This is a genomic window from Microbacterium sp. NPDC090225 (assembly GCF_044772365.1).
In the GTDB taxonomy this organism is placed as follows: domain Bacteria; phylum Actinomycetota; class Actinomycetes; order Actinomycetales; family Microbacteriaceae; genus Microbacterium.
On sequence record NZ_JBIVYS010000001.1, the window covers coordinates 2,650,406 to 2,669,942 of the forward strand.

A 19,537-nucleotide genomic window follows, 5' to 3' on the forward strand; every position below is an offset into this window, starting at 1 on the left:
TCACGCTTTGTTGTGGCCGATCTCGGTCGGCATCTTCCCCCCCACGCCTGAGTCCACAGCTTCATCTCTCAGAAAGTCCGCCTGTGCTGGGTAAAATTCTCGTTCGATATCTGTCCCGCTATAAGTGGCTGCTCGTGGCGGTGCTGGTCTTCCAGCTCGCCAGCGCGCTCGCCACCCTGTACCTCCCCCGTCTCAACGAAGACATCATCAACAAGGGTGTGGCGCTGTCCGACACCGCCTACATCTGGCGGACCGGCCTCTTCATGCTGGCCGTCTCTCTCGGGCAGATCATCGCCGCGATCGTGGCGACCTACTTCGCCGCCAAGGCCGCGATGGGTGCCGGCCGAGACATCCGCGCCGACGTTTTCAGCAAGGTGAACGGCTTCTCCGAGCGCGAGGTCTCGCAGTTCGGCGCAGGCTCGTTGATCACCCGCAACACCAACGACGTGCAGCAGGTGCAGATGCTGGCGATGATGGGTGCGACCATGCTGGTCACCGCTCCGCTTCTCGCGATCGGCGGCATCATCTTCGCCGTCCAGACGAACCCGGGGCTGAGCTGGCTCATCGCCGTGTCGGTGCCGTTGCTGCTCGTCGTCGCCGGTCTCGTCGTCAGCCGCATGGTGCCGCTGTTCCGCAGCTACCAGGGCAAGCTCGACACCGTCAACCGCGTCATGCGCGAGCAGCTCACCGGCGTGCGCGTCGTGCGCGCGTTCGTGCGCGAGCGCATCGAAGAAGAGCGCTTCCGCGGAGCGAACACCGACATCATGGTCGTCGGTCGCAAGGTCGGTTCGCTCTTCGTCCTCCTCTTCCCCCTTTTCATGCTCATCCTCAACGTCACGGTGGTGGCGGTCGTCTGGTTCGGCGGCGTCGAGGTGAACGCGGGCACGGCGCAGGTCGGCACGATCTTCGCGTTCATGCAGTACGTCGGGCAGATCATGGGCGGCGTCATCATGGCCAGCTTCATGGCGATCATGATCCCCCGGGCAGCGGTCTCGGCCGAGCGCATCGGCGAGGTTCTCGACACGCCCTCGAGCATGGAGCGCCCGGCGAACGGTGTCGCGTCGTTCCCCACCCCCGGTTCGGTCGCCTTCGACGACGTCGAGTTCACCTACGCCGGGGCGGACTCCCCGGTGCTCTCCGGCATCAGCTTCGCCGCCGAGCCGGGCGAGACCGTGGCGATCGTCGGCTCGACCGGCGCCGGTAAGACCACGCTCGTCTCGCTCATCCCGCGTCTGTTCGATGTGTCCGGTGGTGCGGTGTTCGTGGGCGGTGCCGACGTGCGCACGGCCGATGTCGACGCACTGTGGGCGACGATCGGGCTCGTGCCACAGCGTCCCTTCCTCTTCACCGGCACCGTCGCGTCGAACCTGCGCTACGGGCGCGAGGAGGCCACCGACGAGGAGCTCTGGCACGCGCTCGAGATCGCCCAGGGGCGCGATTTCGTCGAGGAGATGCCCCAGGGGCTCGACTCGCGCATCACGCAGGGGGGCACCAACGTCTCTGGCGGTCAGCGTCAGCGTCTCGCGATCGCCCGCGCCATCGTGCACCAGCCGCAGATCCTGGTCTTCGACGACTCCTTCTCGGCGCTCGATCTCACGACCGATGCGCGTCTCCGTCAGGCGCTCTGGCGCGAGCTCCCGCACGTGACGAAGATCGTCGTCGCGCAGCGCGTCTCGTCGATCACCGATGCCGACCGCATCGTCGTCCTCGAGGGCGGCACCATGGTCGGCGTGGGCACGCACGAAGAACTGCTCGAGACGAGTACGACCTACCGAGAGATCGTCGAGTCGCAGCTGGGGGTCGACGCATGAGCGCGCAGAACGAGACGCCGAAGCGTCGAGGTCGCGGCGGCAAGACCACGGCCGCCACGGCGACCGTCGAGCCCGAACTCACCGACGACGAGAAGTACGAGGCCGAACTCGCCGAGCAGGCACGCCAGAACAGCGGCGACTGGGACAGCGTCGCGCCGGGCAAGGCCGACAACTTCGGCAAGAGCTTCGCCCGCATGATCGGTCTGCTCAAGCCGTCGGCCGTATGGTTCGTCCTGGTCTCGATCTTCGGTGCGATCGGTGTCGTCCTCACCGTCGCCGCGCCCAAGGTGCTCGCCGAGGCGACCAACATCATCTACACCGGATTCCTGTCGAATCAGCTCGCGCAGCCGGTGGGAGACGCTCCGGGGCTCCCGGTCGGTACCTCCCAGGCCGACGCCGTGTCCGCCCTGCGAAGCGTGGGCCAGGATGACTTCGCCAACCAGATCGCCGCGCTCGACAGCTTCCGGGTCGGTGACGGCGTCGACTTCGACGGTCTGCGCTGGGTCATCGCCGCAGTGCTCGCGATCTACGTCGTCGCCGCGTTCCTCGAGTGGCTGCAGGGCTATGTGATCAACGTCATCATGGTGCGCACCATGTGGCGTCTGCGCGAGCAGGTCGAGGCGAAGATCAACCGGCTGCCACTGTCGTACTTCGACAAGGTGCAGCGCGGAGACCTGATCTCTCGCGTCACGAACGACATCGACAACATCACGCAGACCATGCAGCAGTCCCTGTCGGGTGCGATCACGGCCGTGCTCACGGTCGTGGGTGTGCTCGTGCTGATGTTCTCGATCTCCTGGCAGCTCGCGCTCGTGGCCCTCGTGGCGCTTCCGCTCATGGGAGTGATCTTCGGCGTCATCGGTCCGCGCTCGCAGAAGGCCTTCGGCACGCAGTGGCGCAAGGTCGGTCGTCTCAACGCGCGCGTCGAAGAGGCGTTCTCCGGCCACGCGCTCGTCAAGGTGTTCGGGCGCGAGCGCGACGCGCTCGACCGGTTCCAGGACGAGAACGAAGAGCTCTACCAGGCCGCGTTCAAGGCGCAGTTCCTGTCGGGCATCATCATGCCGGGCATGACGTTCGTCGGCAGCCTCACCTACGTCGGCATCGCCGTCCTCGGTGGTCTGATGGTCGCCAGCGGCCAGCTGCGCATCGGTGACGTGCAGGCCTTCATCCAGTACTCGCAGCAGTTCACGCAGCCGCTGTCGCAGCTGGGTGGGATGGCTGCCGTCGTGCAGTCGGGCACCGCCTCCGCGGAGCGCGTGTTCGAGCTGCTCGACACCGAGGAGCAGGAGGCCGATGCCGTCGACGCCCCCGAACTCGTGGAGGGCAACGGCGTCGTCGAGTTCGAGAACGTCGCGTTCTCGTATACGCCCGAGCGTCCGCTCATCACCGACCTCTCCTTCCGGGTCGAGCCGGGCCAGACGGTCGCGATCGTCGGCCCGACCGGCGCGGGCAAGACCACGCTCGTCAACCTCATCATGCGGTTCTACGAGCTGAACGGCGGGCGCATCCTGCTCGACGGACAGGACATCTCCGAGGTCACGCGTGACGAGCTGCGCTCGCGCACCGGCATGGTGCTGCAGGATCCGTGGCTCTTCAACGGCAGCATCCGCGAGAACATCCGGTACGGGCGTTCCACCGCGACCGATGATGAGGTGCTCGAGGCGGCGAAGGCGACGTACGTCGATCGCTTCGTGCACGCCTTGCCCGAGGGCTACGACACCGTGCTCGACGAGGACGCGTCGAACGTCTCGGCGGGTGAGCGCCAGCTCATCACGATCGCGCGGGCGTTCGTCGCCAAGCCGTCGATCCTCATCCTCGATGAGGCCACATCGGCGGTCGACACCCGTACCGAGTTGCTGCTGCAGAACGCGATGGCGGCGCTCCGCGAAGGACGCACGTCATTCGTGATCGCTCACCGTCTGTCGACGATCCGCGATGCCGACCTCATCCTCGTGATGGAGCACGGCGACATCGTCGAGAAGGGCACGCACGACGAGCTCATCGCCGCACAGGGTGCGTACTGGCGGCTGTACCAGTCGCAGTTCGAGCAGGCGGCGACCGACATCGACGCCGAGGAGGCACTCACCGGCTCGACGCCGACCGTCATCACGGGAGACGCCGACGACGAGAACGCGGCCGAGGCCGCAGCAGCGGATGCCGTCACCGGAGCATCGGTCGGAGCCCAGCAGCCCGCCGCCGAGGCCGCCGCGGCTCAGGCCGTGGTCGAGCACCCGTCTCCCGAGGGCGACACCCGCCGAGGCTGACCCGCCGCATCCGACCGGCCGCATCTGACCCGCCACCGGCACCCGGGCGCACGCCCACCCGAAGCGCCCCGACCCGCATCCGCGGGCCGGGGCGCTTCCGTGTGCAGCGACATCGCCGCGAGCAATCCGCCGCCGCGGCATCCGCTCGCCCGGCGCGGCGGCATCCACTCACCCTGCCGGTCGCGGCATCCGCTCACCGTGCGGGCCGCGGCATCCGCTCGATCCCGCTCATTTGCACGGAGCGGGCACGTCCGCACAGCAATCCCGGGGTCTCGCCGTGCAGACGTGATCCGTCCGTGCAGGCGTGATGGCGGGCGTCGCGTGCAGGGAGAAACGACAGGTGCGGGGAGGATCGGCGGGATTCTCCCCGCACGTGTCGTTCCTCCCTGCGGATGAGCAGAGGGAGACAGGCGTGCGAGGAGGCAATCCGAACGTGAGGGGTCACAACACGCCTCACGGGCGGGTACGGACAGGGCGTGTCGTGACCCCTCGCCGGGAGCGGGGAGGTGCGAACAACCCCGGCTCTACTCCGAGTCGAGGCCGAACAGGTTCATCGGATGCGTGAGGCGCCACCAGATGCTGGGGCCCTCGACGTCGTCGTCGAGAACGAGTTCCGTCGTCGTCGCGTCGATCGGGCCGGCCGTGCTCAGCGAGCCAACGGCATCGCCGTCCTCACGCGCATCCCCGAGCGAGAAGCTCGTCGAGGTCGTCGCCGCGGCACCGTTCCAGAGCAGCACGTCGGCGTCGGCATCCGTCACGATGTCGACCGCTGCGCCCCACTCGGTGCGCACCTGACCGACGACCGTTCCGGCCGGAACCGCGGGTTCCTGGGCGAGGAGCGCCGCTTCGACCTCGGCGAACAGAGAGCGCGTGGCCGCGAGCCGCTGCTCATCGTCGTCTTGATTCAGCACAGCGGCATACAGCTGCACGGTGCTGTCGCCCACGGTCACGTTTTTGGCCGTGAGCAGGTTCCACCCGACGAGCGTGCCGGTCTTGATACCGACGACGCCCGGGTCGGCCAGCATGCCATTCGTGTTGGTCACGAGGCCCGCCCCGGGCAGCTCGACAGCCGGGGTGCCGACGATCTCGGCGAACACCGGGTTCTTCATCGCGAGCTCACCCAGGCGCACCAGGGCGTCGGGCGTCGCGACGTTGCCGACGTCGAAGCCCGACGGGGTGACGACCGTGATGTCACTGAGGCCGCGCGCACCCAGCCAGATCTCCGCGGCAGCCGCGAACTCGCTGTTCGATCCCCAGACCTCGCGCGCGAGACGGTCGATGTAGTTGTTCGCCGACCCGAGCAGAGTGCCCTGCAGCATCTGGTACTCGGTGAGCACTCCGCCGACCGGCACATCGAGCGACGACTGGTCCGACATCCGGTACGACCAGTACGACTGGCTGTCGGCGCGGGTGAACGAGAACTCGGGGCCCTGCTCGCCGAGGGCCAGGGGCATCCGATCGAGCACCATCAGCGAGCTGACCACCTTGGTGATGCTCGCGATGCTCGCCGGATCCACCGAGGATGCCGTCGAGCCGATGCCGCCCACGCCGACTGCTGCGCTGCCGACGCCCGGCCACGCCACGGCGGCCGGGGGAGCGGCCACGGTGGTGAACTCGACCGAGTGCACGGTCGGGGCGACCTCGTGCAGCGGCCAGAGGATGGTCGTGCCGGCGTACGCGCCGACGAGCCCGAGGACCATGCCGATCGGGACGAGCACGCGGGCGCTGGCGATCGCAGGACGCAGCCGGGCGCCGCGCATGATCGCGACGGCGGGATCCTCGACGTACGGCTCGTCGTAGGTGCGCGCCGCAGAACCCGCCGCGACGGTGGCGGTATCGATCCAGGTGAGAGCAGTGGCCGGGCGTTGCTCATCGGCCCACGCGGTCTCGGGAGCCTCGCTCTCGCTCGCCTCCGGGGCAGCGGATGCCTCGGTCGCGGATGCCTCCACAGCAGTCGCCTCGACACCAGCCCCCGCGGGTCCATCTCCCTCGGGTGCGGCCCGGTCGTCGCCGACGATCGCGCCCTCCACCGGGCCCGCCAAGACGGGCACGGATGCCGTCACGGTCGGAGCGGATTCGCCCGGGGCATCGGTCGCGGTCGCGCCGGAATCGGGCACGGCGGCCGTGGCGGCGTCGGGGGGATGAGCGGCGGTCACTCGATTACGGTACCCAATCCCCGGGCTCATCTGCGGCGATGCGTCACGGTCGGGCGCGGGTGTCGGCGCGCGGGTATGCTGGTCAGCACAACCACGGGAGTCCGGCGAGCCGGGCTGAGAGGGAGCGAATCGCGCTTCGACCGTCGAACCTGATCTGGGTCATGCCAGCGCAGGGAGGAGTTCAGATGAGTACGTCCACACCCGAATCCGCCGAGAAGAACACCGGCGAAACGGCATCCGCACCGGCATCCGGATCGAAGACGGCATCCACCGCGAAGCCCACGGCATCCGCCGCGACGCCGGCATCCGCGAAGAGCGCCCCCGCCACGATCTGGCGCTGGCGCGTCGTCGACATCGTCGTCGCCAGTGTGCTCGGCGTCGCCGCCGGCCTGATCTTCCTGGCTTGGAACGTCGGCTACCTCGGCCCGAAGGCGCTCCTCGAGCCGCTGCTCCCGGGCCTGCAGGGGCTGCTCGACGGACCGTGGCTGTTCGCCGGTGTGCTCGGTGGCCTCATCATCCGCAAGGCGGGCGCGGCGATCTACGTCGAGCTGCTCGCCGCGGTCGTGTCGGCACTGATCGGCAACCAGTGGGGCGGGTTCCTGACGCTCGAGGCCGGTCTCGTGCAGGGCCTCGGCGCCGAGCTGATCTTCCTGCTGTTCTTCTACCGTCGCTGGTCGCTGCCCGTCGCGATCCTCGCCGGAGCGGGCGCGGCCCTCGCCGGCGGTATCAACAACCTCATCCTCTGGTACGCGGGGTCGGGCACCGAGTTCACGGTGATCTACCTGATCAGCACGGTCGTGTCGGGCGCGGTGATCGCCGGGGCCCTGTCGTGGGTGCTGGCGCGCGGCATCGCGGCCACGGGAGCGCTCGACCGGTTCGGTTCGGGCCGTGAGGCGCGCGTCCGCGTCTGATGGCCACCGATCAGGCCGGCCCCGCGACGGTCGAGGCGACCGCGTGGGGCTGGCGCCACGCCAGTCGTCTGGCGTGGGCGCTGCAGGACGTCTCGTTCCGGATCGAACCGGGGGAGCGCGTGCTCGTGCTCGGCGCCTCTGGTGCCGGCAAGTCGACGCTGCTGCAGGGACTCGCCGGGGTGCTCGGCGGCGACGAGGAGGGTGAAGCCCAGGGCTCGCTCCTCGTCGACGGCATCCCCGCCACGTCGACGCGTGGGCGTGCGGGGCTCGTGCTGCAGGACCCCGACTCGCAGGTGATCCTCGCTCGGGTCGGTGACGACGTCGCCTTCGGGTGCGAGAACCTCGGCGTCCCGCGCGCCGAGATCTGGCCGCGCGTGACGCAGGCGCTCGACGCGGTCGGCCTCGACGCGCCGCTCGATCGCCCGACCAAGGCGCTGTCGGGCGGGCAGAAGCAGCGGCTCGCGCTCGCCGGCATCCTCGCGATGCGCCCGGGGCTCGTGCTGCTCGACGAGCCGACCGCCAACCTCGATCCCGAGGGCGTGGTCGAGGTGCGCGACGCCGTCGAGCGGATGCTGCAGGCGCACCCCGCGACGCTGATCGTCGTCGAGCACCGCCTCGACGTGTGGCTGCCGCTGATCACGCGGGTGATCGTGGTCGGGCAAGGCGGGGTCGTCGCCGACGGGCCGCCCGCTCACGTGCTCGGCGTCGAGGGCGCCCGGCTCGCGGCCGACGGCGTGTGGGTGCCGGGGTTCGCTCCGGATGCTCCGCCCGCCCCGCTGTCGGCGCCCGGAGAGGTGCTGATCTCGGCCCGGGATCTCGCCGTCGCCCGGGTGAAGGGGAAGGCCGTGGCGACCGGCATCGACCTCGACGTGCGGGCCGGGCAGGCGCTCGCGATCACCGGGCCGAACGGTGCCGGCAAGTCGACCCTCGGGCTGACGCTCGCGGGGCTCCTTCCGCCCGCGGGCGGCGCGGTCGCGGCATCCGCAGCCCTGGCCGCCGACATCGGACCGGCGCCGATCGACTGGGCGTCGCGCGATCTGCTCACCCGTATCGGGATGGTCTTCCAGGAGCCCGAGCATCAGTTGCTGGCGAAGACCGTGCAGGACGAGCTCGCGGTCGGCCCGCGTGCTCTCGGCCTGCCCGAGGACGAGATCGCGGCCCGTAGCGACGAGTTGCTGCACCGGCTGCGCCTCGACCGGCTCGCGCGCGCCAACCCCTACACGCTGTCGGGCGGTGAGAAGCGCCGGTTGACGGTCGCCGCCGCCCTCGCGACCCGGCCTCGGGTGCTCGTGCTCGACGAGCCGACCTTCGGCCAGGACGCCCGCACCTGGGCCGAGCTCGTCGCGATGCTCGCCGCGCTCCGCGACGAGGGGACCGCGATCGTCACGATCACGCACGACCTCGACGTCGCCCGCGCGCTCCACGCCGAACGATACGAGCTGGGCGGCACCTGATGACCGTTCTCGACGCCACCGCCCGCACCGGACGCATCGCCGGCATCAACCCCGTCGCCAAGCTCGGGGTGAGCGCGCTGATCGCGATCCCGCTGATCCTCACGCTCGATCCGGTGTCGGCATCCGTCGCCCTCGTGCTCGAGTGCGTGCTGTTCTTCTTCGCCGGCATCGGCTGGCGCGAGTTCTGGCTGCGCACCTGGCCGGTCTGGCTCGCGGCGCCGCTCACCGCGGTCACGATCGCCCTCTACGGCGAGACCAGCGGGACGATCTACGTCGAATGGTTCGTGCTGCGCATCAGCGACGGGTCGCTCGCGCTCGCTCTCGCGACCTTCCTGCGCGTGCTCGCGATCGCGCTGCCGTCGGTGGTGCTGTTCATCACGGTCGACCCCACCGACCTGGCCGACGGTCTCGCGCAGGTGCTGAAACTGCCTGCTCGGTTCGTGCTGGGTGCGCTCGCCGGGTTGCGCATGATCGGGCTGTTCCTCGACGACTGGCGGGCGCTCGAACTCGCGCGCCGGGCCCGCGGAGTCGCCGATCGCGGACGCATCCGCCGGTTCTTCGGCATGGCGTTCGCCCTGCTCGTGCTTTCGATCCGACGGGGTGCGAAACTCGCCACCGCGATGGAGGCGCGCGGCTTCGGGGCTCCGGGGCGGCGCACCTGGGCGCGCGAGTCGCGGTTCGGGGCGGCCGAATGGATGCTGCTCGCCATCGGTCTCGCGATCTCCGGGGTGGCCGTGGTCGCCGCGATCGCGACCGGCGCGTGGAACTTCATCCTCGGGCCGAGCTCGTAGGCGCCGCTCAGGTCTCGTTCCAGAGCCGCATGTAGAACTCGAGCCGCTCGTCGTCGCGCTCGACGCCGTACGCCTCGAGCAGGGGGTCCTCCCACCCGGGGCCGAAGTTCCACCCGGTGCTCATGGTCGCGGCGGCGAGATCGGCCCAGCGGTCGGCGAGGCCGAGGGCGGCGAGATCGACGTGGGCGACGGGGTCTCCCGCGGCGTTCAGAAGCGTGTTGGGCATGCATGCGTCGCCGTGGCACACGACCAGGCGGTCGATCGGCGGGGCCTCGTGCAGCTCGGGCGGCACGACGACTCCGCGCTCGGCAGCGTTCGAGACGCGCCACTGCACGCTCCACTCCCACGGGCAGTCGGCGACGGGGAGTGTTTCGTGCAGCACCCGCAGGGCGCGGCCGACGGCGGGCACCGCGATCTCAGCCTTGCCCGCCCAGCGCGGATCGACGGCGCTGAACGCGTCGAGCGCGCGGGTGACGAGCCACTCGTGCGCGTCGTCCTCCCCTTGGGCGAGCACCTCGGGAACCGTGATCCAGCGGCGGGCCCAGCGCATCCTCTCGGCCTCGTCGTGCATGTTGGCCTCGTCGTCGAGCGGGCCCCACTTGATGTAGCGCCCGTCGTCGGTGCGGAACGTGAGACCCCCGATGCCGTTGCGCCAGACCGGGGTCACGGCGGCGCGACCGGCGAGGTCGCGCACGCGCGCGGGGATCTCGATGTGGGCGTCGGGGATGCTCATCCCTCCAGTCTGCCGCGCTGCGCGTTCACAACTCCTCAGAATCGCGTGCGTTCCGGGCGTGGCTCCGCGCCGTTCCGGGGGTGCGGCCCGCGCACGTCGTCGATTCTCCGGAGTTATGAACGCCGACCCCGTAGGCTCGCTCACACACAGCCGCCTCCGGGGGATCGTGGTGACACCAAGAACCACGTAGGCTGAAACTCAGTCGCACGACGACGTTCGAAGGAGAATACTATGCAGATCAGCGGACAGGGCGCGCTCATCACGGGAGGCGCCTCGGGTCTGGGCCTCGCGACCGCGCGTCGACTCGCCGCCGACGGCGCCCACGTGACGATCATCGACCTCTCGACGTCGAAGGGCGCCGAGCTCGCCGACGAACTCGGGGGACTCTTCGTGCCGGCCGACGTCACCAGCGTCGACGAGGTGCAGGATGCCGTCGCCCAGGCACAGGCCGTCGCCCCGCTGCGCGTCGTGGTCAACTGCGCCGGCATCGCGCCGCCCGCGAAGGTGCTCGACCGCGACGGCAACCCGGCCGTGCTCGCCGACTTCGAGCGCATCGTGCGCATCAACCTCGTCGGCACGTTCAACGTGCTGTCGCAGGCATCCGCCGTCATCGTGAAGAACGCCGTCGACAGCGACGGCGACACCCGCGGTGTCATCGTCAACACCGCCAGTGTCGCCGCGTTCGACGGTCAGATCGGCCAGCCCGCGTACGCCGCGTCGAAGGGCGGCGTGCACGCGATGACGCTGCCGGTCGCCCGCGAGCTCGCCCGCTACGGCATCCGCGTGGTCACCATCGCCCCCGGCATCATGGAGACCCCCATGCTCATGGGCCTGCCGCAGGCTGCACAGGACTCCCTCGGTCAGCAGGTGCCGCACCCCTCGCGCCTCGGGCGCCCCGACGAGTACGCCGCCCTCGTGCAGCACATCGTCGAGAACGACTACCTCAACGGCGAGACGATCCGCCTCGACGGCGCGATCCGCATGGCGCCGAAGTAACCCGCCCGCACCGGCATCCGACCCAGAAGGAGACCCATGTCACTCGCAGGAAAGACCATCCTGATGTCCGGCGGCAGCCGCGGGATCGGACTCGCGATCGCGCTGCGCGCCGCGGCCGACGGCGCGAACATCGCCATGCTCGCGAAGACCGACACCCCGCACCCCAAGCTCGAGGGAACGATCCACACCGCCGCCGAGCAGATCCGCGCGGCCGGCGGGCAGGCGCTCGCGATCGTCGGCGACGTGCGCGACGACTCCGACATCACCGAGGCCGTGATGAAGACGCAGGGCGAGTTCGGCGGCATCGACATCGTCGTCAACAACGCCAGCGTCATCGATCTCTCGCGGTCGCTCGACCTCGATCCCAAGAAGTACGACCTGATGCAGGACGTCAACGTGCGCGGCACCTTCATGCTGTCGCGCGCGGCCGTGCCGATGCTGAAGGATGCCGAGAACCCGCACATCCTGTCGCTCTCGCCGCCGCTCAACCCCACGCCGAAGTGGCTCGGTGCGCACACCGGATACACGCTCGCGAAGTTCGGGATGACGATGGCGACGCTGGGTCTCGCGGCGGAGTTCGCGCGCGACGGCATCGCCGCGAACACGCTCTGGCCTCGCACGACCATCGCGACCGCGGCGGTGCAGAACCTGCTCGGTGGCGACAAGGTCATGGCCGCGAGCCGCACGCCCGACATCTACGCGGATGCCGCGTACCAGGTGCTCCTGCAGCCCGCCGGGTCGTACACGGGACAGACGCTCATCGTGGAGGACGTTCTCGAGGCTGCAGGGGTGACCGACTTCTCGGGCTACGCAGCGATCCCGGGGACCCCCGACGGGGCGCTGTTCCCCGACATCTTCCTCGACTGACGCGGGGCGTCGCGCGCGGGACGCTTCGACAGGCTCAGCGACCCAGTTTCGGGACCGGGCTCTGCGGGGGACGCTTCGACAGGCTCAGCGACCCAGTTTCGGGACCGGGCGCCGCCGCTCGTTACTGGGTCCCTGAGCTTGTCGAAGGGCCCGCCCCGTGACGCTCAGAACAGCAGGTACACCGCGCCGAGCACCGTGAGCACGATGACGATGCGGTCGAAAAGGCGCTGGTCGAGGCGTTTCGCGACCGCGAGTCCGACGAGAGCGCCGACGACCACGAGCGGGGCGAGCGCGGCATCCATCAGCAGCACCTGCCCCTCGAAGAGACCGAGTCCCGCGAGGAACGGCACCTTGATGAGGTTGATGATCGCGAAGAACCACGCCGAGGTGCCGAGGAACACCTGCACCGGGGTGCGCGTCGCGAGGAAGTACATCGACATCACCGGGCCGCCGGCGTTCGCGACCATCGTCGTGAACCCGCCGAGCGTGCCGTAGGTGCCGGCGAGCAGGATGCCGCCGCGCGCGGGCACCACGGCATCCGCCCTGTTCTGCCGCCACCGCCGCCACAGCGTCACCGCGATCATCACCAGCAGGATCACGCCGATCGCGCGCCGCACGACCCCGTCGCCGGTGAGCGCGAGGAACGCGAACCCGGCGAGGAGTCCCAGCACGACGGCCGGGGCGAGGCGCAGCAGCGTCGGCCAGTGAGCGTGACGGCGGTAGGCGATGAGCGCGAACACATCGCCGACCATCAACAGCAGCAGCATGGCCGCAGTCGAGGTGCGCGCCGGCAGCACGGCCGCGAACAGGGCGATCGCGAGGATGCTGCCGCCGGGGAGCGCCGTCTTCGAGATGCCGATCGTCACCGCGGCGAGGGCCAGCGCGACCCACGCCCACGGGTCGAGGGCGATCACCGAGACGTCAGGCGCGGACGGCCGCGAGGGCGGCGGCGAAGCGAGCGGAGCGCTTCTCGATGTCGGCCCAGTCCTGGGCCTTGAGCGAGGCGCCGTTGGCGAGGTCGCCTCCGGCTCCGACGGCCACGGCACCGGCAGCGAACCAGTCGGCGAGGTTGTCGGGGTTCACGCCACCGGTGGGCATGAGGGGAGCCTCGGGGAACGGGCCGCGCAGGGCGCCCAGGTACGAGGGGCCGCCGAGCGACGCGGGGAAGATCTTGACGACGTCGACGCCCAGCTCGAGCGCGCCCATGACCTCGGTCGGCGTCATGGCGCCGGTCATCACGACGCGGCCGGTGTCGAGCATCGAACGCGTGAGGTGGGGGAGCGTGCCCGGGCTCACGAGGAACTCGGCGCCCGCGTCGGCGGCGAGCGTCGCCTGCTCGGCGGTGGTGACGGTGCCGGCGCCGACGTAGGCGGCATCGCCGTGACGGGCGATGAGTTCGCGGATGACGGCGGGGGCATCGGGTGTCGAGAACGTGACCTCGATGCCGGTCACCCCGCCGCGGATGATGGCCTCGGACGCCTCGAGGGCGAGCTCGGGGGTGGAGGCGCGGAGCACGGCGAGGACTCCGGTGGCGCGGGCGCGGGTGAGACGGTCGGACATCATGCTCCTTGTGGTGGGGGGTCGTTCTATTCTCGCCGACGCCAACTTGTCATTACAACGTGTGCGGCAGGCCTTCTCAAACGCCCCAGGCGTCGATCAGATCCTTCGACTCCTTCAGGCCGAGGCCCGCTTCCTCACGCAGCAGCTTGATCGCGGCGATCTGCTGCTCGGCGGCGACGAGTCGGTCGATCTCGGCCACCGCCTCGGACGGCAGCGAGGCGCGCAGCGACCCGACGTCGTGGAACACGGGCGGCTGGATCGGGATCGCGGTCGTGGCGGGGGCGGCGCCGACGCGCCAGTGGTCGATGCGGCGCTTCGCGGACTGCAGACTCTCGCCGGTGTGATCGCGCAGGGTCTTGATCGCGGCGATCTTGCTGTCGGCGCGCACCAGGTCGTCGATCCTCGCGACCACCTCGGGGGCGATCGGCACCGGAACGCCGGCCGCGACCTCGGGCACCTTCGGCCGCATGCCCCGCAGGGCTGCGGCCACGATGGCGATCACGATGATCGCGCCGACGATGATCCCGATGATCCACACGAAGTCCATGCCGGTCAGTCTAGGCAGGGCCTCCGACAGTCCAGCCGTCTCCCACCCGCTCGCCGGTACCCTGGAGGGTATGACCGAGAACCCCCGCACGCGCGAGACGCGCCCCGCAGCATCCGCGTCCGCCCCCGAGGGTCGACCCGCCCAGGGCAAGGTGCGCACCACGGGCCCCGCCCAGGTGCGTCCGGCGACCGAGGGCTGGACCCAGCAGAAGGACGCCGAAGGGCGCCCGCTGCTGCAGTTCGCCAGCCCCAAGCGCGGCAAGCCGCCCGTGCACCTCGCCGACCTCACGCCCGACGAGCGCGTCGAGAAGGTGAAGGAGCTCGGCCTGCCCGGCTTCCGCGCCAAGCAGCTCGCGACCCACTACTTCCGGCACTACACCTCCGACCCCGCGCACATGACCGACCTCCCGGCCGGCATCCGCGACGATCTGGTCGCCGGCATGCTGCCCCCGCTCATGACCGAGGTGCGCCGTCTCGAGACCGACCGCGGCGACACGATCAAGTTCCTCTGGCGCCTGCACGACGGGGCCCTCGTCGAGTCGGTGCTCATGCGCTACCCCGGCCGCATCACGCTCTGCGTGTCGAGCCAGGCCGGCTGCGGCATGAACTGCCCGTTCTGCGCCACCGGCCAGGCGGGCCTCACGCGCAACATGTCGACGGCCGAGATCGTCGAGCAGATCGTGCGCGCCAACCGCCTCATCGCCGAGGGCGGTCTGGGCGGCAAGAAGTCCGACGACCACAGCATGGAGCGCGTCTCCAACATCGTCTTCATGGGCATGGGTGAGCCGCTCGCCAACTACAAGCGGGTGATGGATGCCGTGCGCATCATGGTCGCTCCGCAACCCGAGGGTCTCGGCATGAGCGCCCGCGGCATCACCGTCTCGACCGTCGGCCTCGTGCCCGCGATCAAGAAGCTCGCCGACGAGGGCATCCCGGTCACCTTCGCGCTGTCGCTGCACGCGCCCGACGACCACCTGCGCGACGAGCTCATCCCGGTGAACTCCCGCTGGAAGGTCGACGAGGCCCTCGACGCCGCCTACAACTACTACGAGAAGACCGGCCGCCGCGTCTCGATCGAGTACGCGCTCATCAAGGACATGAACGACCACGCCTGGCGCGCCGATCTCCTCGCCGAGAAGCTCAACCAGCGCGGCCGCGGCTGGGTGCACGTGAACCCCATCCCGCTGAACCCGACGCCGGGTTCGATCTGGACCTCGTCGGAGAAGGACGTCACGGCCGAGTTCGTGCGCCGCCTCAACGACGCCGGCATCCCGACGACCCTCCGCGACACCCGCGGCAAGGAGATCGACGGCGCCTGCGGTCAGCTCGTCGCGACGACGGAGGACGAAGCGGCCTCGGCCGCGATGGCCTGACCGCGGCGCGCATCGCGGCGCCCATCCGCGGCGCCCAGCCGTTCGGCATCCTCGAGCCAGCGTCCGATCCTCTCGGGTGAGGCGTTCTTGACGCCCAGCATCCGGTGCGCGCGCACCGAACGGATGCCGCAGAACCGCATCGTGTTGCGCACGACCTGGCGCTGCGCCGGCAGTCCCGTGAAGGGTGCCGCGTACCAGGGGGTGTCGGCGAGCAGCAGCAGGCGTCCGTGAGGCGCGGTGAGCAGGCCGATCGGCAGGCCTTGCGGCGAGTAGCGGTACTCCTGCTGCGGCAGCAGGGCGCGATCGAAGAAGCCCTTGAGCAGCGCGGGCACCGACCCCCACCACAGCGGCGTCGCAATGACGATCGTCTGCGCCTCGGCGAGGGCCCGCTTGGCGGCGAGCAGGTCGGGTTCGAGGGTCATGCGCTGCCGGTATCCGAAGCGCAGGTGCGGGTCGAAGTCGAGGTCGCGCACGGCGAGCACGCGGGCATCGCCGTGACCTGTGGCGTACCGCTGCGCGAGCGAAGCGGTGAGGGATTCGGCGTACGGGTGGCCGTCGATCACGAGAGCGGTCATGCGTCGGTTCCAATCTGGACAGTGTCAAGCAGGTGGACAGTGTCAAGATAGGAGACAATGTTGCGCATGTCAAGTTCGAAGACGGGGTACCACCACGGCGATCTCGCGCGCGCCCTCGAAGACGCCGCGATGCAACTGCTGGAGCGGATGCCGGCCGCCGACATCAGCCTGCGCGAGGTCGCTCGCGCCGCCGACGTCAGCCACAACGCGCCGTACCACCACTTCTCCGATCGTCTCGGCCTGCTCAAGGCGATCGCCGAGCGCAGCATGGCCGATCTGCTCGCCCAGGTTCGGAACGCGACGACGGATGCCGCGACTCCCCGGGCGGCGCTCGCCGCGGGTGGCGAGGCCTACATCCGCTTCGCCGTCGAGCATCCGCACGCCTTCGACGCCGTCTACGACCCCACGGTCTGCGTGCCGGGCTCGCCCACTGCGACGATGGCCCCGCTGATCGATGCGCTCGAAGGAGCGCTCGCCGCGGCGGCGGCCGCCACGGGACTCGACCGACCCACCGACGTCGTCGCGCTCTGGGGCCTCATCCACGGCCTCGGCACTCTCGCCGCCGCCGGGCACTTCGGCCTCGACGATGCCCTCGGCTCCTACGAGGCCGCGCTCGACCGGCTGTTCGCCGGGCTCTGAGCCGCTGCGGCCGCCCGCCGAACCTGGGAGCCGTCAAAGCCTTCTTCCACCGGGCGCACAGGCGACCTTTCGTAGATTGTCGGGATGCCCTATTCCGCCCACCGACCGGGTCGCTTCGACTCGCAGGGTCGGATCATCATCGACGGCGACCCGAACGCCTCGACGGATGACCTCGACTTCCTGCGCGAGTACGAGCCCACAGGATCCGCCGACGAGCCGTTCATCACGGACTCTGCCACGCGCGAGACCCCGCGCCCGGAGACCGCCGACGACTCGGCAGGATCGGATGCCGCGGCATCCGCCCCGACGAAGCCCGCTCGCGCGCCGCGCCCGCCGCGCGAGCGTAAGCCCCGCGAGCCCCGCACCCCCGGATCGCGCCTGCGCCAGCTCGCGATCCTCGGCGGGGCCGAGGGCGAGATCCTCGACCGCGTGCCCGGCGAGACGCCGCGCTTCGTGCAGATGTTCTTCGTGCTCGCCGGCACCGCCCTGGTCTCGGCGATCTCGATGCTGTTCGCGCTCACGACCGGCGTGGGAGCCGCGATCTGGCTGGCCGTTCCGCTCGCGCTCGTCTGGGCGCTCATCATCTTCAACCTCGATCGCTTCCTCACCTCGACCATGGCGTCGACGCGCAACGTGTGGCGCCTCATCGGCCTCGCGATCCCGCGAGTGATCATGGCCGCGATCATCGGATTCGTGGTCGCCGAGCCGCTGGTGCTGCAGGTGTTCCACAACGACATCGCCCGCGAGGTCGCATCGACCAACATCACGCAGTCGCAGACCGACCAGGAGGCCCTCGAATCCGGCCCCGAGAAGATCGCGCTCGACGCCGCGACCGCCAAGGTCGCCGAGCTCGAGAACCAGGCGGCGACGGGCATCGTGGCGGGAACCGATTCGTCGTCGGCATCCGAATCCGCCGCTCAGGCGACCGTCGACGACCTCACGACCAAGCTCGCGGACCAGCAGACCGTCATCGACCAGGCCCGCGCGCTCTACCAGTGCGAGCTCACCGGCGAGGGTGCGGGCACTGTGCCCGGCTGCACCGGGGTGAACGGCGAGGGCGCGAGTTCCGACGCGGCCCAGGCCCAGCTCGCCCAGGCTCAGCAGACCTATGACGGCCTCGCCGAGCAGTTGCGCGTCGCGAACGAGGAGCTCGCCACGGCCGGCACCGCCGCGAAGGAGAACACGTCGACCTCCGAGACGACGAACCGCCAGACCGCGCAGGACCAGCTGCCCGCCGCACGCAACACCTACGACCAGGCGCTCGCGGCCTACAACGCCCGAGCGGATGCCGTGGCGCAGGGCAACGCGGGAGCGACCGGCCTCCTCAGCCAGATCAGCGGACTGAACCGACTGAGCGAGAAGGAGCCCACGATCCTCTGGGCGCACATCCTCATCGCCGCGCTGTTCTTCATGATCGAGCTGCTGCCCGTGCTGGTGAAGGTGCTCACCTCGTACGGCGACCCGAGCCTCTACGAGAAGGCCGCGGCGATCCGCAAGCAGGTCGCGCTCGACAAGGTCACGGCCGAGGGCTTCGCCGATCGTGCCTCGATCGTGCAGACGCAGTCGGCCGCGGTGACCGAGACGGCCGCGCGCACGAGCTGAGGGGTTTCTTCTCTCGGTGAGGGGTCAAGACACGCCGCAACGGATGCCGCGCGAGCGGCGCGTCTTGACTCCTCGCGATGATCGAACAGAAACTTCTGAGACCGGTCACGGAATCCGGCCTCCAGCGTCGGCGACCGGCGCTAGCGTTAGAGCATGGTCAACTATCGCTATCTCGGCAACAGCGGTCTCAAGGTCTCTGAGATCACCTACGGCAACTGGGTCACCCACGCCTCTCAGGTCGGCGACGACGCCGCCGTCAAGACGGTGCACGCGGCGCTCGACGCCGGCATCACCACGTTCGACACCGCCGACACTTACGCCAACACCGCGGCCGAGGTCGTGCTCGGCAAGGCCCTCGAGGGACAGCGCCGCGAAGGGCTCGAGATCTTCACCAAGGTCTACTTCCCGACCGGGCCCAAGGGCCCGAACGACACCGGCCTCAGCCGCAAGCACATCATGGAGTCGATCAACGGCTCGCTGACCCGCCTCGGCACCGACTACGTCGACCTCTACCAGGCGCACCGCTTCGACTACGAGACCCCGCTCGAGGAGACGTTCCAGGCGTTCGCCGACGTCGTCCGTCAGGGTAAGGCCCTCTACATCGGCGTCTCGGAGTGGACGGCCGAGCAGCTGCGCGAGGGTCACGCGCTTGCGAAGCAGCTCGGCATCCAGCTCATCTCGAACCAGCCCCAGTACTCGATGCTGTGGCGCGTCATCGAGGGCAAGGTCGTTCCGGCCTCCGAAGAGCTCGGCATCTCGCAGATCGTCTGGTCGCCCATGGCGCAGGGCGTGCTCAGCGGCAAGTACCTGCCCGGTCAGCCCGTGCCCGAGGGGTCGCGCGCGACCGACCCGCACAGCGGCGCCGACTTCATCAAGAACTTCCTGCAGGATGACATCCTCACCGCGGTCCAGCGCCTCAAGCCGATCGCCGAGCAGGCGGGTCTCACGATGCCGCAGCTCGCGATCGCCTGGGTGCTGCAGAACCCGAACATCGCGGCAGCCCTGGTCGGAGCCTCCCGCCCCGAGCAGCTCGCCGACACCGTCAAGGCATCCGGAGTGAAGCTCGACGCCGACACGATGGCGGCGATCGACACCGCCCTCGGCGACACCGTCAACCGCGACGCCGAGCACACCTACTCGACCTCGCCGAAGACGCGCCTGGTCTGAGCATCCACGTCTGACGCACACGCACGAGGCCCCCTGCCGCACGCCGCGACAGGGGGCCTCGTCGTGTGACAGTGCTTCGAGCGTCGCAGTCG

Annotated in this window: 17 protein-coding genes and 1 riboswitch; of the genes, 11 read left to right on the top strand and 6 right to left on the bottom strand. The window is 69.9% G+C overall.

What is annotated here, in order from left to right; translation table 11 throughout:
• The first annotated feature begins 83 nt into the window (after positions 1 to 83).
• A complete protein-coding gene (locus ACIQTT_RS12740) occupies positions 84 to 1,811 on the top strand; it encodes an ABC transporter ATP-binding protein (protein WP_402790453.1) in 1,728 nt (575 codons plus the stop codon).
• Positions 1,808 to 4,075, top strand: coding sequence for an ABC transporter ATP-binding protein (locus ACIQTT_RS12745; protein WP_402790455.1), 2,268 nt, complete (start codon positions 1,808 to 1,810; stop codon positions 4,073 to 4,075). The genes ACIQTT_RS12740 and ACIQTT_RS12745 overlap by 4 nt, the downstream gene beginning before the upstream one ends.
• 524 nt (positions 4,076 to 4,599) lie before the next feature.
• Here ACIQTT_RS12745 and ACIQTT_RS12750 read toward each other — a convergent pair.
• Entirely contained in the window at positions 4,600 to 6,231 is a 1,632-nt protein-coding gene (locus ACIQTT_RS12750; RefSeq protein ID WP_402790458.1) for a D-alanyl-D-alanine carboxypeptidase, read from the bottom strand.
• Positions 6,232 to 6,314: 83 nt separating this feature from the next.
• Positions 6,315 to 6,426, top strand: a riboswitch (TPP riboswitch).
• Here ACIQTT_RS12750 and ACIQTT_RS12755 point away from each other — a divergent pair.
• The 3 genes from ACIQTT_RS12755 to ACIQTT_RS12765 all read left to right on the top strand — a co-directional run bounded on the left by ACIQTT_RS12755 (position 6,417) and on the right by ACIQTT_RS12765 (position 9,387).
• Positions 6,417 to 7,142: an ECF transporter S component gene (locus ACIQTT_RS12755; protein ID WP_402790461.1), complete on the top strand. Its 726-nt coding sequence runs from the start codon at positions 6,417 to 6,419 to the stop codon at positions 7,140 to 7,142. Its footprint overlaps the riboswitch before it by 10 nt.
• Entirely contained in the window at positions 7,142 to 8,596 is a 1,455-nt protein-coding gene (locus tag ACIQTT_RS12760) for an ABC transporter ATP-binding protein (protein WP_402790464.1), read from the top strand. The genes ACIQTT_RS12755 and ACIQTT_RS12760 overlap by 1 nt, the downstream gene beginning before the upstream one ends.
• Positions 8,596 to 9,387, top strand: a complete 792-nt coding sequence (locus ACIQTT_RS12765) for an energy-coupling factor transporter transmembrane component T family protein (protein ID WP_402790467.1) — start codon at positions 8,596 to 8,598, stop codon at positions 9,385 to 9,387. Before ACIQTT_RS12760 ends, ACIQTT_RS12765 begins: the two co-directional genes overlap by 1 nt.
• A gap of 7 nt (positions 9,388 to 9,394) precedes the next feature.
• Here the strand turns inward: ACIQTT_RS12765 and ACIQTT_RS12770 are convergent, their stop codons facing one another.
• Positions 9,395 to 10,120 carry a phosphotransferase gene (locus tag ACIQTT_RS12770; protein ID WP_402790470.1) on the bottom strand — a complete coding sequence of 242 codons (726 nt, stop codon included), beginning with the start codon at positions 10,118 to 10,120 and terminating at the stop codon, positions 9,395 to 9,397.
• Between the two features lie 231 nt (positions 10,121 to 10,351).
• On the opposite strand from ACIQTT_RS12770, the gene ACIQTT_RS12775 reads away from it, so the two are divergent.
• Both ACIQTT_RS12775 and ACIQTT_RS12780 read left to right on the top strand, forming a co-directional pair.
• Positions 10,352 to 11,116, top strand: coding sequence for an SDR family NAD(P)-dependent oxidoreductase (locus tag ACIQTT_RS12775; protein ID WP_402790473.1), 765 nt, complete (start codon positions 10,352 to 10,354; stop codon positions 11,114 to 11,116).
• Between the two features lie 36 nt (positions 11,117 to 11,152).
• Entirely contained in the window at positions 11,153 to 11,983 is an 831-nt protein-coding gene (locus ACIQTT_RS12780; RefSeq protein ID WP_402790476.1) for an SDR family oxidoreductase, read from the top strand.
• 164 nt (positions 11,984 to 12,147) lie between these two features.
• Here the strand turns inward: ACIQTT_RS12780 and ACIQTT_RS12785 are convergent, their stop codons facing one another.
• The 3 genes from ACIQTT_RS12785 to ACIQTT_RS12795 all read right to left on the bottom strand — a co-directional run bounded on the left by ACIQTT_RS12785 (position 12,148) and on the right by ACIQTT_RS12795 (position 14,090).
• Positions 12,148 to 12,897 carry a sulfite exporter TauE/SafE family protein gene (locus tag ACIQTT_RS12785; RefSeq protein ID WP_402790479.1) on the bottom strand — a complete coding sequence of 250 codons (750 nt, stop codon included), beginning with the start codon at positions 12,895 to 12,897 and terminating at the stop codon, positions 12,148 to 12,150.
• 7 nt (positions 12,898 to 12,904) lie between these two features.
• Complete coding sequence (locus ACIQTT_RS12790; RefSeq protein ID WP_402790482.1) at positions 12,905 to 13,543, bottom strand: bifunctional 4-hydroxy-2-oxoglutarate aldolase/2-dehydro-3-deoxy-phosphogluconate aldolase; 639 nt, start codon at positions 13,541 to 13,543, stop codon at positions 12,905 to 12,907.
• Between the two features lie 76 nt (positions 13,544 to 13,619).
• Complete coding sequence (locus ACIQTT_RS12795) at positions 13,620 to 14,090, bottom strand: hypothetical protein (protein ID WP_402790485.1); 471 nt, start codon at positions 14,088 to 14,090, stop codon at positions 13,620 to 13,622.
• Between the two features lie 70 nt (positions 14,091 to 14,160).
• Here ACIQTT_RS12795 and rlmN point away from each other — a divergent pair, with 70 nt between their 5' ends.
• A complete protein-coding gene (rlmN, locus tag ACIQTT_RS12800; protein ID WP_402790488.1) occupies positions 14,161 to 15,462 on the top strand; it encodes a 23S rRNA (adenine(2503)-C(2))-methyltransferase RlmN in 1,302 nt (433 codons plus the stop codon).
• Here the strand turns inward: rlmN and ACIQTT_RS12805 are convergent.
• A complete protein-coding gene (locus ACIQTT_RS12805; protein ID WP_402790491.1) occupies positions 15,411 to 16,037 on the bottom strand; it encodes an NAD(P)H-dependent oxidoreductase in 627 nt (208 codons plus the stop codon). The genes rlmN and ACIQTT_RS12805 overlap by 52 nt on opposite strands.
• Before the next feature lie 66 nt (positions 16,038 to 16,103).
• Here ACIQTT_RS12805 and ACIQTT_RS12810 point away from each other — a divergent pair, with 66 nt between their 5' ends.
• The 3 genes from ACIQTT_RS12810 (at position 16,104) to ACIQTT_RS12820 (ending at position 19,445) form a co-directional block, all read left to right on the top strand.
• On the top strand, positions 16,104 to 16,676 hold the full coding sequence (locus tag ACIQTT_RS12810) for a TetR/AcrR family transcriptional regulator (protein ID WP_402790494.1): 573 nt from the start codon (positions 16,104 to 16,106) through the stop codon (positions 16,674 to 16,676).
• Positions 16,677 to 16,760: 84 nt separating this feature from the next.
• A complete protein-coding gene (locus tag ACIQTT_RS12815; RefSeq protein ID WP_402790497.1) occupies positions 16,761 to 18,278 on the top strand; it encodes a DUF4407 domain-containing protein in 1,518 nt (505 codons plus the stop codon).
• 153 nt (positions 18,279 to 18,431) lie between these two features.
• Positions 18,432 to 19,445 (top strand): aldo/keto reductase family protein, encoded by a 1,014-nt coding sequence (locus tag ACIQTT_RS12820; protein ID WP_247956984.1) that lies wholly within the window; start codon positions 18,432 to 18,434, stop codon positions 19,443 to 19,445.
• Positions 19,446 to 19,537 lie beyond the last annotated feature (92 nt).

What these genes read in the sequence shown, in the direction of transcription:
- ACIQTT_RS12745 (WP_402790455.1), top strand. Translation starts at nt 1,808, where the DNA reads ATGAGCGCGCAGAACGAGACGCCGAAGCGTCGAGGTCGCGGCGGCAAG.
- ACIQTT_RS12755 (WP_402790461.1), top strand. Translation starts at nt 6,417, where the DNA reads ATGAGTACGTCCACACCCGAATCCGCCGAGAAGAACACCGGCGAAACG.
- ACIQTT_RS12760 (WP_402790464.1), top strand. Translation starts at nt 7,142, where the DNA reads ATGGCCACCGATCAGGCCGGCCCCGCGACGGTCGAGGCGACCGCGTGG.
- ACIQTT_RS12765 (WP_402790467.1), top strand. Translation starts at nt 8,596, where the DNA reads ATGACCGTTCTCGACGCCACCGCCCGCACCGGACGCATCGCCGGCATC.
- ACIQTT_RS12770 (WP_402790470.1), bottom strand. Translation starts at nt 10,120, where the DNA reads ATGAGCATCCCCGACGCCCACATCGAGATCCCCGCGCGCGTGCGCGAC.
- ACIQTT_RS12775 (WP_402790473.1), top strand. Translation starts at nt 10,352, where the DNA reads ATGCAGATCAGCGGACAGGGCGCGCTCATCACGGGAGGCGCCTCGGGT.
- ACIQTT_RS12780 (WP_402790476.1), top strand. Translation starts at nt 11,153, where the DNA reads ATGTCACTCGCAGGAAAGACCATCCTGATGTCCGGCGGCAGCCGCGGG.
- ACIQTT_RS12790 (WP_402790482.1), bottom strand. Translation starts at nt 13,543, where the DNA reads ATGTCCGACCGTCTCACCCGCGCCCGCGCCACCGGAGTCCTCGCCGTG.
- ACIQTT_RS12795 (WP_402790485.1), bottom strand. Translation starts at nt 14,090, where the DNA reads ATGGACTTCGTGTGGATCATCGGGATCATCGTCGGCGCGATCATCGTG.
- rlmN (WP_402790488.1), top strand. Translation starts at nt 14,161, where the DNA reads ATGACCGAGAACCCCCGCACGCGCGAGACGCGCCCCGCAGCATCCGCG.
- ACIQTT_RS12805 (WP_402790491.1), bottom strand. Translation starts at nt 16,037, where the DNA reads ATGACCGCTCTCGTGATCGACGGCCACCCGTACGCCGAATCCCTCACC.
- ACIQTT_RS12810 (WP_402790494.1), top strand. Translation starts at nt 16,104, where the DNA reads ATGTCAAGTTCGAAGACGGGGTACCACCACGGCGATCTCGCGCGCGCC.
- ACIQTT_RS12815 (WP_402790497.1), top strand. Translation starts at nt 16,761, where the DNA reads ATGCCCTATTCCGCCCACCGACCGGGTCGCTTCGACTCGCAGGGTCGG.
- ACIQTT_RS12820 (WP_247956984.1), top strand. Translation starts at nt 18,432, where the DNA reads ATGGTCAACTATCGCTATCTCGGCAACAGCGGTCTCAAGGTCTCTGAG.